Raw genomic sequence first — 16,484 nt, 5'->3', positions numbered from 1 at the left:
CCTTATGCCAACACCGTCTTTTCCGTCAGATCTGTTTGCCCTGGCCGATGGCCTTCCCGTGCAGGAAGCCTTGCCGAACCTCTATGCGGCACTCGCGCATGATCCATCGGCTGACCATCCGGCATCGGCTATTCTGGTTGCCCCACCGGGGGCCGGTAAAACCACCACAGTGCCCCCTGTGCTGGCAAAGGCACCATGGCGGCGTGAAGCAGACCGCATCATCATGCTTGAACCACGCAGGCTGGCGGCCCGTGCCGCAGCCCAGCGTATTTCAGCCGTGATGGGGGAAGATGTGGGCGGCTTTGCTGGCTACCGCACCCGCCTGGACTCTGCCATTTCAGACCGAACACGTATTGAAGTGCTGACCGAGGGGCTGTTTCTGCGTCGCCTGCTGGGTGACCCCATGCTGGAAAATGTGGCCTGCGTCATTATAGACGAAGTCCATGAACGGTCGCTGGAAGCTGATCTGGCTCTGGCGTTCTGTCTTGATTTGCAACGCACGCTGCGGCCCGACCTACGACTGGTCGCCATGTCTGCCACAGCAGAAACAGACCGCCTTGCCGCCCTGATGAATGCGCCGGTTATCACCAGCGAAGGCCGCATGTTTCCGTTAACGGTGCATCATGCCAAACGCGATATCACCCATGTGCGTGATCTGGCCCCCACAACAGCCAATGCTGTCAAACAGGCTCTGGGTGATACTGAAGGCGATATTCTGGTTTTTCTCCCCGGTACGGGTGAGATACGCCGCACCACGCAGTTGCTGGAAGGCTGCGGGGCAACCGTTCTGCCTCTGCACGGCGAACTCCCCCCGGCGGAGCAAGCGCGTGTGCTCCGTCCCGGCAATGCGGGCGAGCGTCGCGTTATTCTGGCAACGTCCATTGCCGAAACCTCGCTGACTGTTCCGGGCGTCAGAGTTGTGATTGATGGTGGTTTCCGTCGCGCTCCCCGCTTTGACGCGGGGGCGGGTCTGTCCCGGCTTGAAACTGTGCGTATTTCAAAAGCCGCAGCCCGCCAGCGCGCTGGCCGCGCCGGGCGAGAAGCCCCGGGCACCGCCATATGCCTCTGGACAACTGCTACGGAACGCGGCCTGCCCCAGCACGACAGACCTGAAATTCTGGAAGCCGATCTGGCCGATTTCGTACTGGCGACCGCATTATGGGCCGATACCGTTGGCGCTAATCAGACCCCACTTCCCCTGCCAGACCAGCCGCCAGGCAGCGCCATTGCTGCGGCGCGTGATCTGCTGACCATGCTGGGCGCGCTGGATGAGTCGGGCACGATCACAAAACTCGGCCACAACATGGCAACCCTTGGGACACACCCGCGCCTTGCCGCCATGATGCTGGCGGCCAACACGGAAGAAGAAGCTGCACTGGCAGCGGACCTCGCTGCCCTACTGGAAGAGCGAGACCCCCTCCGCCCCCGTGCCGTCGGGCGGTCTGGGCCACCGCCCATTCCTCCGGCTGACATTTCCCTTCGTCTTGATCTGATCGCGGGCGGTGATCATCCAGATGCAGACCGGGGGGCTCTGGCGCGTATTCGGCAGGCAGCTGGCCGTTTTCGGCTTCGGCTGGGGTTAAGTGCCCGCCACCCTGCCGCAGGCGACCCAGCCGCACTCCTCTCCGCCGGCTTTCCTGACCGGATTGCCCTGTCACGCGGGGAGGCTGGGAATTTCCGGCTTTCCAGCGGCACAAACGCCCGCTTGCGGCGCGACGACCCATTGGCTGAAAAAAAACTGTTGGCCGTCGCTGGCCTGCACTTACGCACATCAGCCGAAATCAGACTGGCAGCCCCACTTGATCTGAACGCGCTGCCACCCGCATTGCTTGACCGCACGAAAGAGCAGGTCGAGACGTCGCTTGATTCCGTATCAGGCAATATTCTGGCCCGCCGCCGCACGCGTATCGGTTGCCTGATACTGCGTGACCGCACGGAAAAAGTGCAGAGCGGCGACGCTGCATCCCTTCTGCTGGCGCAAGCCAAAGCCACACCTGAAACCACGTTGGACTGGACCAACGCCGCCCGCCAACTTCAGGCGCGTGTAGAACTGGCCCGTACCCTGCCCGGTGGCACACACGGCGTTGAAGAAGACTGGCCAGATTTTTCAACAACCGCCCTGTCCGCCACCATGGATGACTGGCTGGCCCCTTGGCTGGATGGACTAACATCCGTCGCAGATTTGAAAGGGTTAGATGTGCTGATGCTTCTGCGCACCTCTCTGGGCTATGCCCGCACGCAGTGGCTTGATACCAATTTACCCACCACGCTTGCGTTGCCGGGCGGAACCGCCAGTGTTGACTACACACAACCCGTGCCGGTTGCTGAAGCTCGGGCACAGGTCTTTTATGGCACGGACAAAACACCGCAACTTGCCGCAGGCCGTGTACCTTTACGGCTTGCGTTGCTTTCCCCCGCTGGGCGACCACAGGCTATCACGGCAGATCTGGCGGGCTTCTGGCAGGGTGGCTGGGCAGATATGCGGCGTGATATGCGGGGCCGATACCCCAAACATGAATGGCCCGAAAACCCAGCCTTGGCTCCGGCAAAACCTCGCGGCCCCAAGCGTTAAGGTTTCATGACATCTGTCGAATTTACGCCACAGATTGCTGAATTTGTTACAACAAATCCATACTCCCATTGCACAAATGGCGCAAACAAGGGCACAAGTGAGCATGATGGGATGTAACACCACAGCACGATGAAGACTTTCCTGCGCAGCCTGCCGGTTCTCGCGGTCACATGCCTCCCGGGTGCCGAGGTGGCTGCCGGGCCAGCACGTGCTCAACCCCTCCCTGCCTTTGCGCCTGCGGTGCCCTTGGTTGCCCCTCCTGGCCCCACATCCTTCGCGCCGCTGGTTCGTAAAGTTGTGCCCGCTGTGGTGAACATTGCCGTCACGCGAGATTCGGATTCAGGCAACCGGAAAAAACTGCCCTCCGCCGTTAAAGGCACGCCGCTTGAACGACGTTTCCGGGAAAGAATGCGCAAGCACGGAGATGAAGTTCTGGGCGCAGGGTCGGGCTTTATTCTCGACCCATCAGGTATCATCGTTACCAACGGGCATGTGGTAGAAGACGCCGATAAGATTACGGTCGCCCTGATGGACGGAAAGGAATATTCAGCCCAGCTTGTGGGGATAGATGACCTGACTGATATTGCGGTTATCAAAATCAAAAGTGCCACGCCCCTGCCTTACCTGGAATGGGGTGACAGCCGTCTGGTACAGGTTGGTGACTGGATTGTCGCGGCGGGCAATCCTTTCGGGCTAGGGTCCTCCGTAACTGCTGGCATAGTGTCAGCCCGTGGGCGGGATATCGGCACCGGCCCGTTTGATGATTTCCTTCAGCTTGACGCCCCCATTAACCCCGGCAATTCTGGCGGCCCGACCTTTAATCTGGCAGGGCAGGTCATTGCGCTGAATACGGCCATTGTCTCCCCCACGGGTGGGTCTGTGGGTCTTGGGTTCTCTATCCCGTCTGAAATTGTTATCCCTGTTGTAGAATCTCTGCGCCGCGATGGTCACATCGACCGGGGATGGCTAGGGGCCACGCTAGAAGATATCATTACCCACAACGGCACACGCGTTGCCGAAGTTGACCACAACAGCCCAGCGGCGCGCGGCGGCTTGAAAAAAGGCGACGTCATTACCGCCATGGCTGGTGAACACATGGACACCGCCCGCAGCATGATCCGTGCTGTAGCAGCAGCACGGCCTAATACTGATGTGCAGGTGACAGTACAACGCCAGAATCAACCTATTACTCTGACAGTACATATCGGCCGCCGCCCACGTTCCGAAGACTGAGCGGGCCCCCCGAAAGTTCAGAAGAGAGAGCTGGCAGAATTGTTCTGCCTCCCTCTGCCGCACATCACCAGTATATGCTTCCGTTTGCAAAAAATAGGACAACATGCGGCGGTTGGGTTTCTTTTTAAGGCTCCACCAAAACTATTTGCCTAGCATCTCGGCCAAATCAAACCATTTTTGCACCGCTGCATATTTCAAAATTTGAAGAAATTACGCCTATTATCAGCCTTACACACAAATCTTTCCAACAACGCCTCGTCAGATCATTTCCAACGAGACCTTTCTGGAAGGTGGAGCAAATGCCTGATCAAGATCTGTCAGGTCAGCCTCTGTCAGTTCAATGTCCTGCGCTGCAATATTCTGTTTCAGATGCGCCACTGTTCCCGCCTTCGGGATAGCCAGCATATTCCGCTGACGCAGCACCCAAGCCAATGCAATCTGCGCGGGTGTAGCTGGCCCTGTTGAAGTTTTGTGGCGGGCAGCAACAGCCTTCAATGCTTTATTCTGCAACAAGGCACCGCCCTGACCAATCGGGGAGTAAGCCATTGTGACAATATTCCGATGGCGGTCTGCATCCAGCAGGTCATATTCAACACCGCGATGCTCCAGACTATATAAAATCTGGTTCACCACACACTCGCCGGGGCGGGTATATTCTTCCAGTTCAAGAATATCTTCCACGTCAAAGTTTGAAACACCCCAATGGCGAATAAGTCCTTCCTGCTTCAATTTACGAAATGCCTGTATGGTTTCCCCCAACGGCACCCCACCCCGCCAGTGAAGCAGATACAGATCCAAGCGGTCTGTTCCCAATCGGCGCAAGGAATTACGGCATGCTGTGGCAACACCGTCTGCTGAAGCATTGGATGGCAGGACCTTTGAGACAAGAAACACCTTGTCCCGCTGGGGGAAAATGGCTTCTCCCACCAAACTTTCTGACCGGCCATTGCCATACATTTCTGCGGTATCAATCACCCGCAACCCGGCATCCAGCCCATAACGCAGGCTGGCGACCTCGTCCTGAAAACGTGTCCCGCCGGTTTCACCCATGTTCCAGGTACCCATCCCCAACGCAGGGAGAACGGTACCATCAGCAAGTGTTACTGTTTTCGTCATGGCGTTGCTGCCTTTCATTACTCACCTGTATGGCGGTCAGTCTATCGACTGCCCATCCATGCCACCTCTTCAGCCTCTGTGCGGGGCTGCATCATCAGCCTTTCTGACCTATGCTACACCCAGCGCACGGACTGAACGATCGTTCCCCTCTGCGTCTCTTACATGCGTTCATGACATACAAGAAAACGTATTATTCAAAAAATCTCTATTTTCTGAATTGATAATCTAAAATTCTATCAGGCAATAATGAATAACAATTCGAGCTCACTTTAAAACAGAGGACGGACCAGTAGCACTCTTTCAAAGCGCGATCTTCTTGCCCCGTTCAAACGTGTTATAGTCCACACGCCTGAAGACGAGGACGACGCCCAGCATGACGCAGATCGGCTTTTATCATCTGACCCGCACCACTGTGACGGAAGCACTGCCGCAACTGCTGTCACGCACATTGGCCAGCGGTCAGAAAGCTGCCGTATGGTGTGCGACCAAGCCAGTGCTGGAAGACGTGGACAAAGCGCTCTGGAAGGTTTCTTCACCCTCTTGGCTGCCCCATGGTAGCGAAGGCATTCTTATGCCTGACTTACAGCCCATCTGGCTTGCGCTTGACGAAAGTGTACCAAATAAAGCCCCGTTTCTCTTTTTACTTGAAAACCGATCCTGTTCTGACTGCACACCTTTTGAGCGTGTGTTTGATCTGTTTGACGGCCACGACGAAAACGCCGTTGCCGCTGCGCGCACCCGTTGGTCCACCCTAAAAACAGCAGGCCATGAACTGGCCTACTGGCGACAGGAAGACAAAGGATGGAAACGGGCGCGCTAATCACCCGTTAATTGCGACGGGCGGCCCGGCTTGCATCACGAATACTCGCAAATTCAGAATCCGGCTTCCATTGCGGCCATTTTTGCGAAAACGCCAGATTTTTGCCTACAGTGTATAGTAGCGCCACATCTTCTGCCGCACCCCGCACATCCCAGTTCGGGTTCCATGCGTCACATGCCTGATGGTAACAGGCCATATAGCCCTGCAACCAAGCCTTACCAGCAGCCACACCACCGTTTATCAGGTCAGGGTAACCTGCCATGTCCATCATGGCCACGACTGGTACGCCTGCACGGGCAAACGGCAGATGGTCTGCGCGGTAGAATGCACCGCGTTCTGGCATGGCTTCTGCCACCATGGTGCGCCCCTGCTTCTTAGCAACCGCGGCAACATCATCCTGCACCGTATTCTGCCCTGCCCCTACCATGAAGGCATTACGGGCCGGGCCAGCCATCTGCAAAACATCCATCGTGAAATTAGCTGCCGTTTTTTCCAGTTTGACCAGTGGATGCGCGGCATACCAACCTGAACCAAGAAGACCACGTTCTTCTGCCGTCCATGCTGCAAACACCACCGTACGGTCAGGTTGAGGACCAGCTTTAAAGGCACGGGCAATTTCCAGAACACCCGCAATACCAGAGCCATCATCAATCGCGCCGCGGCGCATTACCATTTGACCACGCGCATCAGTGCTGGTGCCATACGCATCCCAATGTGCGCCAAACATCACGCTTTCATCTGGCGTTTTGGCCCCGGTTATTTTGGCCAGCACATTCTGACTTTTAAGGTCTGTTTTCTGTACTGGCACTTTCAAAGAAAATGCAGCGTTCTGTAACGTGACAGGGGCAAAATCAGTCTGTCGCGCCTTAACCCGTTGTTCAGCCAGATCAAGCCCAGCCGCAGAAAACAGCCTGTTAGCGGCATCGCCTGAAAGCCAGCCCTGCATCAAAACAGACTGGTCTTTAGCACCATGCACACTATCAAATGCTTCCCCGCCGGGGGCAATGACCGTTTCCCACCCGTAGGATGCTCCGGGCGTGTCATGCACAATCAGAGCACCAATCGCCCCGCGTCGGGCTGCTTCTTCATATTTATAGGTCCAGCGCCCGTAATAGGTCATGGCGCGGCCATTGAAACGGCCGTGGGCAGCATCTTCAGGCTTGGCTTCAAAATCGGGATCATTAATCAGAAAGACCGCAATTTTGCCTTTCAAATCCACGCCCTTGAAATCATCCCATCCGCGTTCAGGCGCGTGAACACCATAGCCCACAAATACCATGGGTACTTTTGTAATATCAATCTGTGTGACAGGCCTTACCGTTGCAAAATAAATATCCTTATTCTGCACCAAAGGAACAGTTTTTCCTAAAAAACTGACTTGCGATACACTTGGTTTCCCAACACGGGTCCGCAAAAGTGGTACGGTTTGCGTCCACCCACCATTGTCGCCCGCAGGCTCCAGGCCCAGTTTCTGATACTGGTCAATAATCCATGCCACAGTGCGTTCTTCGCCTTGTGTGCCCGGTGCGCGCCCTTCAAATGCATCTGATGCCAGAACCCGCATGATGTCTGACATTTTGTGCGGATCAATCGGTGCATAAGGGTCAGATGCCGCATCCTGCGCTGTAGCCGCATCTGCCTCTGCGGCAAATGCTGCGGCTGGCACTGTACACGTTACCACCGATGCAAGCAGCAGCGAGCGCACCCATTGGCGGGCAAATGTACCTGTGTAAGAATATGATGGTCTGTTTTTATAGAACATTACACGGCACCTTAATTTTTCAAGACATTTAACCTGTCTTAGGCAAAGAGATTTTCAAAAGAGAACCAGACTAGCAGTTTTTGTCTTCTGAAGAAGAATAAACCTTTCGCCAGAAGGCTTCTGTGCACAGTTTCCGTCCGTTCTGCTGATAATCCTTGGCAAGAGTGCGATAGCGTAGTGTGAATGACACCCCATATCGGCCAAATTCAAAAAGGTTTGTGAAAAATGTTTTCCGGTTCACATCCCGACTAAAGACCTTATTCGTCTCATATTTCTGGTAAACCACACGCCGGGTCATAAACACTTTTGACAAAAGACCGCGTGCATATTCGCTGGTGTATAAAGGATTTTTCTTCATTATCACTGACGGAATCAAGTGACCGTTTAATGTGATGGCCCTGATAATCTTCCGCAGCCCAGTTTCCGGTGCGGCGTCCGTGCTAAAAGCATGCTCGGCAAAATAAGAGGGAAGCTCGTCATGACTATTCTCGCGCTCAATTTCCTTAAGAGACGGCGGATAGGCGAGGTCACGGCCCCAGAATGATACCCCCTTCCCCACATCCCGCACGGCCAACGCCACAGCGCGTGCGCTTTCATACCGATAAGAAAACGCACACCACAGAAAACTTGCCCCAACTCGTTTCAGTGCAGGCACAACACTCCCCCGACCCTCCATCAGATAGGCAGCAAGCGATGCGCGGAACCCCAGATAACGGGTCAGTGCTGTTTCTTTCGATAAAAAATGTTCTGAAAAACAGGCAATCCCATTCATGGTAAAAATAGTGAACTTGTTGATCAGTCCAAACAGGGCATCATCCCCCCGAACAAAAAACGGAAAAGGGTAGTAATCAACAGCATCAAGCCGGAAAGCAAAAAACCACCACCCACCGTACACAGGATGACCTGCCGTTTTTTCAAGCCCCAGAAGGTTCTGCACAGTCCGTGCATCTGCATTTTGATGCAGTGGTCGGAAAACCCCGCCGCTAAATTCGGCTCCTTTTTCCTGAACATGCCATGGCTTGGCCGCATCAAGCAAAACACCAGCCAAACCAATTTTCGGGTCAGTGCTATAGGACAAAACGGTATAAGCCCGTTTAATGGACTCAACTTCGCAGGAAATATCATCGTCCATAAACAGGCAATGCGTGTAGCTGTTCTGGTCTTTCAGATAAAGCAATCCACGCGCGAAGCCCCCACTGCCCCCGTAATTACGGTTGGGAATAACAGATGCGCCCTCAAGTTCATCCGCATTCAAATTGTTTGAGTTATCAACAATAATAAAATCTATCGCTTTTTTATAATACGCATTATTCAGCAGTTTTTTACGAACGCGCGCAATTGACCGAACAACATAGTCCTGCCGGTTGAAATGCGTAATGACTACCCCAAGTCTGGGCCGCATGACAGGTGCCGTTTCTGTCACCAGACGCATTGTTTTTACGGCTGTCTTTTCCCTGCCTTCAATGCGCAGAAAAAGCATGCCTTCTTTCAAAGCCGACCATGCTGCAACCGGTATTGTTGTGCTTTCAAAATCTACACAATTAACAGTGACACTCTGTAGACACGTAACGGCCCCGTCAGCCCCGTGATGCATGATGCGCAGGGTAAACTGTCCACTGGCCTGCATATGCAGGAACAGGTTTTCAATCGTGCCAAGGCTCTGCCATTTTTCGACAGAAAACCCATTATAAAATGTATCAAAGGAAACGCTGCCACCGTCTGGCACAGAAAAACCGTTAGCGTCTTCTAACGGCTGGAGAATAGCACCACGGGAATAAAGGTCTGCACACTGTTCGATCTCTGCTTCGGGCAGAATGATGGAATGCAGAACAGTTAGCATGAATTATTTTTCCCTCAAGTGGCACATCTTCTACGCGCAACAAAACGCCCCTGTTTATCGCACAGGCAGAAAAAGCACACGTTTTCAGATGATCAAGGGAAAAAGAAATGGCGCGCCCTGCTGGATTCGAACCAGCGGCCCACAGCTTAGAAGGCTGTTGCTCTATCCAACTGAGCTAAGGGCGCGCAATCTGCGTTTCGAATACCGAGGAATCGGTCGAAAATCAATGGGTCCAGTTCTGGAGACGATCAAACGCGAAATTATCCGCATACACTTTTGGGGTGCGGATACGGGCAACCGTTTTTTCGACTTCAAATGCAATCTGTTCACGCTCTGCGTAAGCAACTGCATCTTCACAGGATGAGAAATATAATTTGAGCTGAGACTGTGTGTCTCGGCTACCTGTCCACCCCATCAGGCTATCCTGATGCCGTGGAGCAGTCTGTCCATATTCAAACACCCATTCACGCGTGCCAGCCAAACCTGACTGCCCCGCAGCTTTAGGCTGCCTGTAGATCCGTGCCGGCATGGTTATGCCTCCAGATGAATATGTGGTCGGGGCGCCCGGAATCGAACCGGGGGCCTCTTGTACCCAAAACAAGCGCGCTACCAGGCTGCGCCACGCCCCGAATGCAGCGGAACCTAAGCGCCATTTGTTCCGCTGGCAACCCCCTAAAAGTAAAAAATCAGCTATTGTTTTCAATCGGCTTGCTGGCCAGCGGGGGCACGAACAGCGGCGCGGTATCCCACGGGAACAAAACCCAGGTTTCCTGTGGCACTTCCACCACAAAACGGTCAGTCAGGGATTTACCGGCTGGCTTGGCATACAGGCAGGCAAAATACGCTTTGGGCAGGCGTTCACGCACAACGCGGGCAGTGACGCCAGAATCAACCAGATCATCAATCACCAGAAAGCCTTCACCATCCCCCGCTGCTTCGGGAGATTTGATGATACGAGGCTCACCGCGTTCTTCCTCGTCATACGTCACGACAGAAATACTTTCGACCAGACGGCAATTCAGTTCGCGCGCAATAATGGCCGCCGGGATCAGACCACCACGGGTCACGGCAACAATACCTTTGATCGGCATGTTCGCAACAAGCTCTTCAGCCAGAAGGCGTGCATCCCGATGCAGTTGATCCCATGTGACAGTCGCGTAGTTTACGGCCATCTGGCTCTATCCCTATTATCTATCGTGTCTTTGACCAGCTTATCCGGCCTTATCCGCGGCCCTTCTGCCACTATTGGCGTGCTAGCTGCAAACCTGTTTGCGTTTGAAGCGCATTTTTATGCGCCAAGTGCCTGCTTCACCACATGCACGGCGCTGCTCCACGGTACGGCTTTGAAGCCTGCCTGAATAGCCGCTTCCTGCTCCCACAGTTTCTCCGGGGAATCCAGAAGGCTTTTTATACGTTCCAGCAAATCAGACCCGTTATCCGGGTCAAAACTCTCCGCCAAACCAGCTCCGGCTTCTGGCAAGGAAGAGCGATCAGAAATCAGACAGGCTTTGCCCCATGCCAGACTTTCCGTAACAGGCAGTCCCCAGCCTTCATAAAAAGACGGGAGCACAGTAAACAGGCATCTCTGATACAATGCCGCGACCAGCGCATCTGACGGCGCATCAATCCAGACCAGATGACCATCCAGAAAAGCACTATTACGGATCTGCTGCACAAGGTCATCAACCAGCCAGCCCTGGCAGCCTGCAAAAACCAGCTTTGGCACGGCAGATGCCGGACGCTCCTGCAACAGGCGCCTCCATGTCCGGAACAACACGGCATGATTTTTCCGCGCTTCTAACGTGCCCACGCATAATATGTAGGGGCCTAACCCATCCACGATAGTCTTTATCGCCGGGTCTGATCGCTGAGGAGGAAGTGTTACAAAACCGCTGCCCATAGGCACGGTCACAACCGGAATTGTGAGGTCCAGCTTCTGGCGCACGGCATAATTCAGCACATCCTGACGCGTTGCTTCAGAATTGGTGAAAATGACGTCACATTCGGGCACAACAGCCGAATACCATCGTTTGAAGACAGACGGCAGGCCGGGGCGGCACCATTCAGGCCACAATAGCGGCACCAGATCATGCACCAGCACAGCGACCTTGACCCCATGCCGTGCCTTGCACTGCCGCAGTAATGCACCATACGTGGCATGCGTCCATGACGCACCCAAGGTCAGCAGTACGTCCCCCGGCAATGGCGCAAAAAACTGCGCCTCCCCGGTGCGCGAGGGCGTTTTCTGCTGCCACTTCGCTTTGGCTACGTCGCTTACAAAGTCAGCAGCCGCAACACTTAATGAGGCTGTTGCCTGTGTAAGCCCCAGAACATTCCTGATCATCTGCCCGGCGGGAACACGCAGAGACGTCGGAACCGACCGCCCTAGGCGTTGCAATCGTGATTCGCCAAGGGTTGTGTCCTTTTGCCCCCGCACTATTCCCGTCGATGTCTCATGCCCGTCTCCAGCCAGACGGGCACTTATTTCCGACACTGACGACCAATCGACGGGCACGAAATCTGTCCCTGTAGCGGAGTGTCTGACAAACCGAACACGCGGCCACAGATCTGCGTCATCTTGCATTGCCTGACAGATTTCCAGAACAACGCGCTGAATACCGCTGGGACGGGACGCCGTGCGCGCATAAACAAACAGATCTTCAACATCTATCCAGATATGCCGTGTGCCCTGCTGCATAAAAATCTCGCCCATAAATGTGATAGCAGTGCCAAATGCCACACTGAATGGCACACCTGCTTAATCTCTTGTTCCGCAAGACATAGCCGCCCACAGACCAGAAAAAAAGCATGCAGACTGACAGCTTCTGCAAACACAGATTTAATGGAAACGTTTCAATTAGAAAAAACGTTATATAAGGTAGATATAAAATATACCTTATGGAGCATATCGATGGCTGCCTCTCTAACAGATTTTCTGCCCCGCAATTTTCCGGTCATTCAGGCTCCCATGGCCGGAGTGTCTGATAGTCAGGTTGTCATAGCGGCAAGTCATGCCGGTTTTCTGGGCAGTTTGGGCGCGGGCATGATGGAACCCGATGTCATGCGCAAAGAAATACAGGCTATCAGGGCGGCTACCCCAAAACCATTTTGCGTCAACCTTTTCGTTCTGGATGAAATTGGTGACGCCGCACCAGACCTCGGTTCCATTCCGTGGCTAACTGAGCTTTACGAGCATTATAATGTAGCGTTCACGATGCCCACAAAATTTGCGCCTTCTTTTGAGGCCCAGTTTGCTACGTTGCTGGAAGACGCACCGCCTATGGCAAGTTTCACGTTTGGATGCCTTTCGAAAGAACAGGTAGCGGCCTGCAACGCACGCAACATTTATGTTGTCGGCACAGCCACCAGCACGTCTGAAGCTCTGGCATGGATTGATGTGGGGGCTGACGCCATTTGCGCGCAAGGCATTGAGGCTGGGGGCCATCGTGGTAGCTTTCTGACCTCGGCCGAGCACGGCATGGGGCTCATTGCGCTTTTGCAGGAAATTCGTTCCGAAACGGACCACCCGCTTATTGCTGCGGGGGGAATTGCAACAGGGCAGGCCGTCTTAGCTGCGCTGGCTTTGGGGGCAGATGCTGTGCAGATTGGCACGGCCCTGTTGCCATGCCGGGACGTCCTTCTCCCAGCCCCCTACCGTCGCGCGCTTCTCAAAAAGCCTTTTGGTGAAAAGACAGAATTGACTCAGGCTTTTTCCGGTCGGCACGCACGGGGCATTCAAAACGGTTTCCTGATCGCGGGGCGAAAACAGGTGGCTTTACCCTACCCCTTACAAAACGCCGTGACGCAACTACTGCGGAAAAGTTCCAGCCAGACAGACGGCGAAACGCTTTCCCTGTGGGCAGGCCAAGCGGTGCATCTGGTGCGCGATGTGACGCTGACAGATCTGGCTAATGACATAAAAACTGAAATCAAACAGACCGCACAAAACTTGCAGGAAAACTGGCTCCCTTGTTTTTCGTAAAAGGACTGCGGGTTACGCAGAACTCTTCTTCAAACGAGAACCAGAATGCAACTTTTGCATGCGTCGCGATTTATACCCTCACCTATTGAATTTTGGTTTATTTAGTCACTTTTTGCCTGAATTTGTCACAATCTGCCCATGGGGCAGCCGTAATCGGCTTTCAGTTTTGCTGTGGGCATAGATGGCCAACTGGCTCTCTGTGCCCGGCAGAAAAAGGAACAATACTTATGAATGCGATCTCAAAAAAAGTTATGACCGCTGGCGCGCTGACAGCCCTTCTTGCTTTTTCTGGATGCGGAGACCGCTATAATACTGGTGCCCGTGCTGGGTCCGGTGCTTTGATAGGCGCAGGTGGTGGTGCGGCCATTGGCGCGATTGCGGGGGGCGGCGGTGGCGCAGCCATTGGCGCTTTAGCTGGGGGGGCGACCGGGGCCGCAGTCGGGGCTGCCACAACCCCACAGCGCCCGCGGCATAGGCAGGGATATAATTACTAAAAACCGATTCGGCTGACATTAAGCTGGGTGATCTGTTGAACCCCGAAATGAGCAGGCTTCAAAAACCAGCCTGCTCATTTAGTCTTTTCCTTATCGAAACGGTGGAGCACACACCTGCGGTAAAAGAGTAAGTTTTCTTCCATGGCGCAGCAAAACTTCTGACGCTAAGAAAGAGGCTATGACAACACAGCCTTCTCCTTTTGCATCCTCCCCTATCGTGCTGGATCATCCGCTTATCCGGCACAAACTGACACGCCTTCGCCGGTCTGATACATCGACTGCTGGCTTCCGCCGTCTGGTGCGCGAATTAAGCCTGCTGATGTGCTATGAAGCCACACGCGACCTACCGATGGAAACGGTTGAAATCACCACTCCGCTGGAAACCATGCAGGCTGAACAGCTTGCGGGGCCAGATGTGTGCTTCATTTCCATTCTGCGTGCCGGTAATGGCCTGCTTGATGGTATGCTTGATCTGGTTCCGTTCGCGCCGGTTGGCCATATTGGCCTATACCGTGACCCGGAAACACTTGAAGCTATTGAATATTACCTGAAACTCCCCAGCCAGATTTCATCGCGCCGGTGCGTGGTGGTTGATCCCATGCTGGCAACCGGCCACAGCGCTGCCGCTGCCCTTACCCGTTTGAAAGAAAAAGGCGCAAAACGGCTTCTGTTTGTCTGCCTGCTGTCCACGCCTGAAGGCATTGCCTGCCTGAAGGAAAAGCACCCCGATGTGCCTGTCATTACCTGCGCCATTGACCGGGGGCTGGATGACCACGGCTACATCCGCCCCGGCTTGGGTGACGCAGGTGACCGGCTGTTCGGCACCAAATAACGCCTGACTGTTTACCGTCTGTCTTTCCGCACAAAAATCTCAAACAGCGGGAAGACAGGCCGACTTGCATAAGCAAGTCTCACTGCGGTTTGCCATCATATGTCAGACGATACAAAGCCCCCGCTTTGTCATCACTAATCAGCAAACTGCCATCCGGCATTGGCTGCACATCTGCCGGACGCCCCCATGAGTGTTCATTTTTCTGAAAACCACTGACAACAACATCCGGTTGCTGTGGTTTTCCGTCTGGCCCAAAACGCACCACGACAACCTGATACCCAGCAAGCTTTGATCTATTCCATGACCCATGTTCGGCAATAAACAGGCTGTTTCTGTAAATATCGGGAAAGGAAGTTCCTTCGTAAAATCGTAGCCCTAGTGCGGCCACATGCGCCCCCAGTTTGACCGCAGGTGGCACAAACTCGGCACAGCTTTTCTGTTTGCCAAATTTAGGGTCCGGTGTATCGCCCTGATGGCAATACGGAAAACCATATGACTGCCCATTATGCGTGACGGTATTCAGTTCGTCCGATGGAAGATCATCCCCCATCAGATCGCGCCCATTATCCGTAAACCACAGGGCATGCGTCTGGGGTTGCCATGTAAAACCCACCGTATTGCGAATGCCATAAGCAACGTTCTGCTGGTCAGTGCCGTCCGGTTTCATGCTGACAATACGACCAAAATCATGGCCCACATCACAAATATTGCAGGGAGACCCTATAGGCACATACAGTCTATCATCTGGCCCAAACGCCAGAAATTTCCACGAATGGTCTCCATCTTCGTAAGGTAGATTATCCACAGCTATTTCTGGCTGAGGGGGAGCATCAAGATGCTTCTCAATATCACGCAAAACCATGATACGGGTTGTGTCTGAAACGTATAAATCACCGTGATGAAACGCAACGCCCACGGGCATATTCAGCCCTGATGCAATAATACGCACACGTTCGGCACGGCCTGATGCCGCCTGCCCCGTCAGGGCATATACCGTCCCTGTGCTCATTGACCCGACAAAGACGGTGCCTTCTGCCCCAAGCGCAATTTCCCGCGCACTCGGCACCTGATCTGAATAAACAGAAATATGAAACCCTGGCGGCACTTTTAATTGCTCAATCTGTGGGGCCGCTTGTGCAAATTTTAACGGAAGGAGAAAAAACGCACCATAAATACAGACTTGCCAGCAATACCGCATAACTGTCTTTTCCACCGTCATTGAGCCTGCACATCATAGATGGTGAAAAGGCCTAATATGCCACGCCATTCACCTTTGTAACAAAATAGACATGGTCTGTATTTTTCTATGGTCAGAAAAACGTGAGCAGCGGAGCCTCATTTTTTATTTTTGGTCATCATCTTGATATAAAACAGGAAATCTCATTCTCAATTTTTATCCATCTTTCTTAGAGATGAATCCGCATATGATCGCGTAGATCATTACACCGCTTGGCATAGGAAGACGCCTTTGACGCCGTAAAGAAGTTAATCAGAAACGCGCCAATTAACGAACAAAAAGACACAACAATCGACACTTCACCCAGAAGATGAATCTCATCATTATAATGAAGTGCTGAATACCAAAGCAGGCCGATACTGATAACAGCCCCGAAAAAACCAAACACCCCGGTCGATTTCATAAGGGAATCTTCAATACTCTCAAACGCTGACGTTTCGCGCCATAAATCGAATAATTGCCTATCCACCAACCCCACAGCCTCAGTATGAGCCTGACGCTCTGCATCTGACCGTTTGTGGGGGTTTTTGCGATGAATATCCAATTCCTGCCGGGCCTTGGCAAAAACCCTCCGCCGCTCCTTAATGGCGGGGAGG

At 53.7% G+C, this 16,484-nt stretch carries 14 protein-coding genes and 2 tRNA genes; 6 read left to right on the top strand and 10 right to left on the bottom strand.

What is annotated here, in order from left to right; translation table 11 throughout:
* Positions 1-4: 4 nt before the first annotated feature.
* Complete coding sequence (hrpB, locus tag Abin_RS05010; protein WP_048845478.1) at positions 5-2,572, top strand: ATP-dependent helicase HrpB; 2,568 nt, start codon at positions 5-7, stop codon at positions 2,570-2,572.
* A gap of 129 nt (positions 2,573-2,701) precedes the next feature.
* Positions 2,702-3,805: a S1C family serine protease gene (locus tag Abin_RS05005; protein ID WP_048845268.1), complete on the top strand. Its 1,104-nt coding sequence runs from the start codon at positions 2,702-2,704 to the stop codon at positions 3,803-3,805.
* 258 nt (positions 3,806-4,063) lie between these two features.
* Here the strand turns inward: Abin_RS05005 and Abin_RS05000 are convergent, their stop codons facing one another.
* Positions 4,064-4,921: an aldo/keto reductase gene (locus tag Abin_RS05000; protein WP_048845477.1), complete on the bottom strand. Its 858-nt coding sequence runs from the start codon at positions 4,919-4,921 to the stop codon at positions 4,064-4,066.
* A gap of 373 nt (positions 4,922-5,294) precedes the next feature.
* Here Abin_RS05000 and Abin_RS04995 point away from each other — a divergent pair, with 373 nt between their 5' ends.
* Positions 5,295-5,741: a DNA polymerase III subunit chi gene (locus Abin_RS04995; protein ID WP_048845267.1), complete on the top strand. Its 447-nt coding sequence runs from the start codon at positions 5,295-5,297 to the stop codon at positions 5,739-5,741.
* Positions 5,742-5,748: 7 nt separating this feature from the next.
* Here the strand turns inward: Abin_RS04995 and Abin_RS04990 are convergent, their stop codons facing one another.
* From Abin_RS04990 to Abin_RS04960, 7 genes are all read right to left on the bottom strand, one after another.
* Positions 5,749-7,503 carry a M28 family metallopeptidase gene (locus Abin_RS04990; RefSeq protein WP_084593476.1) on the bottom strand — a complete coding sequence of 585 codons (1,755 nt, stop codon included), beginning with the start codon at positions 7,501-7,503 and terminating at the stop codon, positions 5,749-5,751.
* Positions 7,504-7,573: 70 nt separating this feature from the next.
* Positions 7,574-9,343 (bottom strand): glycosyltransferase, encoded by a 1,770-nt coding sequence (locus Abin_RS04985; protein WP_048845266.1) that lies wholly within the window; start codon positions 9,341-9,343, stop codon positions 7,574-7,576.
* 108 nt (positions 9,344-9,451) lie between these two features.
* Positions 9,452-9,528, bottom strand: a tRNA-Arg gene (locus Abin_RS04980).
* 38 nt (positions 9,529-9,566) lie between these two features.
* Positions 9,567-9,872: an ETC complex I subunit gene (locus Abin_RS04975; RefSeq protein ID WP_048845265.1), complete on the bottom strand. Its 306-nt coding sequence runs from the start codon at positions 9,870-9,872 to the stop codon at positions 9,567-9,569.
* 23 nt (positions 9,873-9,895) lie between these two features.
* A tRNA-Pro gene (locus Abin_RS04970) sits at positions 9,896-9,972 on the bottom strand.
* A gap of 57 nt (positions 9,973-10,029) precedes the next feature.
* Positions 10,030-10,515, bottom strand: a complete 486-nt coding sequence (gene gpt / locus Abin_RS04965; protein WP_048845264.1) for a xanthine phosphoribosyltransferase — start codon at positions 10,513-10,515, stop codon at positions 10,030-10,032.
* A 116-nt stretch (positions 10,516-10,631) separates the two neighbouring features.
* Positions 10,632-12,083 carry a glycosyltransferase family 4 protein gene (locus tag Abin_RS04960; protein ID WP_255319250.1) on the bottom strand — a complete coding sequence of 484 codons (1,452 nt, stop codon included), beginning with the start codon at positions 12,081-12,083 and terminating at the stop codon, positions 10,632-10,634.
* A gap of 171 nt (positions 12,084-12,254) precedes the next feature.
* Here Abin_RS04960 and Abin_RS04955 point away from each other — a divergent pair, with 171 nt between their 5' ends.
* The 3 genes from Abin_RS04955 to upp all read left to right on the top strand — a co-directional run bounded on the left by Abin_RS04955 (position 12,255) and on the right by upp (position 14,651).
* Positions 12,255-13,325: an NAD(P)H-dependent flavin oxidoreductase gene (locus tag Abin_RS04955; protein WP_048845263.1), complete on the top strand. Its 1,071-nt coding sequence runs from the start codon at positions 12,255-12,257 to the stop codon at positions 13,323-13,325.
* Positions 13,326-13,552: 227 nt separating this feature from the next.
* On the top strand, positions 13,553-13,819 hold the full coding sequence (locus tag Abin_RS04950; protein ID WP_048845262.1) for a hypothetical protein: 267 nt from the start codon (positions 13,553-13,555) through the stop codon (positions 13,817-13,819).
* Positions 13,820-13,997: 178 nt separating this feature from the next.
* On the top strand, positions 13,998-14,651 hold the full coding sequence (gene upp, locus Abin_RS04945; RefSeq protein WP_048845261.1) for a uracil phosphoribosyltransferase: 654 nt from the start codon (positions 13,998-14,000) through the stop codon (positions 14,649-14,651).
* A gap of 79 nt (positions 14,652-14,730) precedes the next feature.
* Here upp and Abin_RS04940 read toward each other — a convergent pair whose 3' ends face one another.
* Together Abin_RS04940 and Abin_RS04935 are read right to left on the bottom strand one after the other, a co-directional pair.
* Positions 14,731-15,849, bottom strand: coding sequence for a PQQ-dependent sugar dehydrogenase (locus tag Abin_RS04940; RefSeq protein ID WP_218026265.1), 1,119 nt, complete (start codon positions 15,847-15,849; stop codon positions 14,731-14,733).
* A 208-nt stretch (positions 15,850-16,057) separates the two neighbouring features.
* Positions 16,058-16,484 (bottom strand): hypothetical protein (locus Abin_RS04935; protein WP_048845259.1); only part of this gene is annotated, 427 nt, incomplete at its 5' end.

Origin of the sequence: Acetobacter indonesiensis, assembly GCF_000963945.1 — a bacterium.
Taxonomy (GTDB): Bacteria; Pseudomonadota; Alphaproteobacteria; order Acetobacterales; family Acetobacteraceae; genus Acetobacter; species Acetobacter indonesiensis.
Note: the sequence above shows the minus strand (reverse complement) of the source record. Positions and strands in the feature narration are given on the sequence as shown.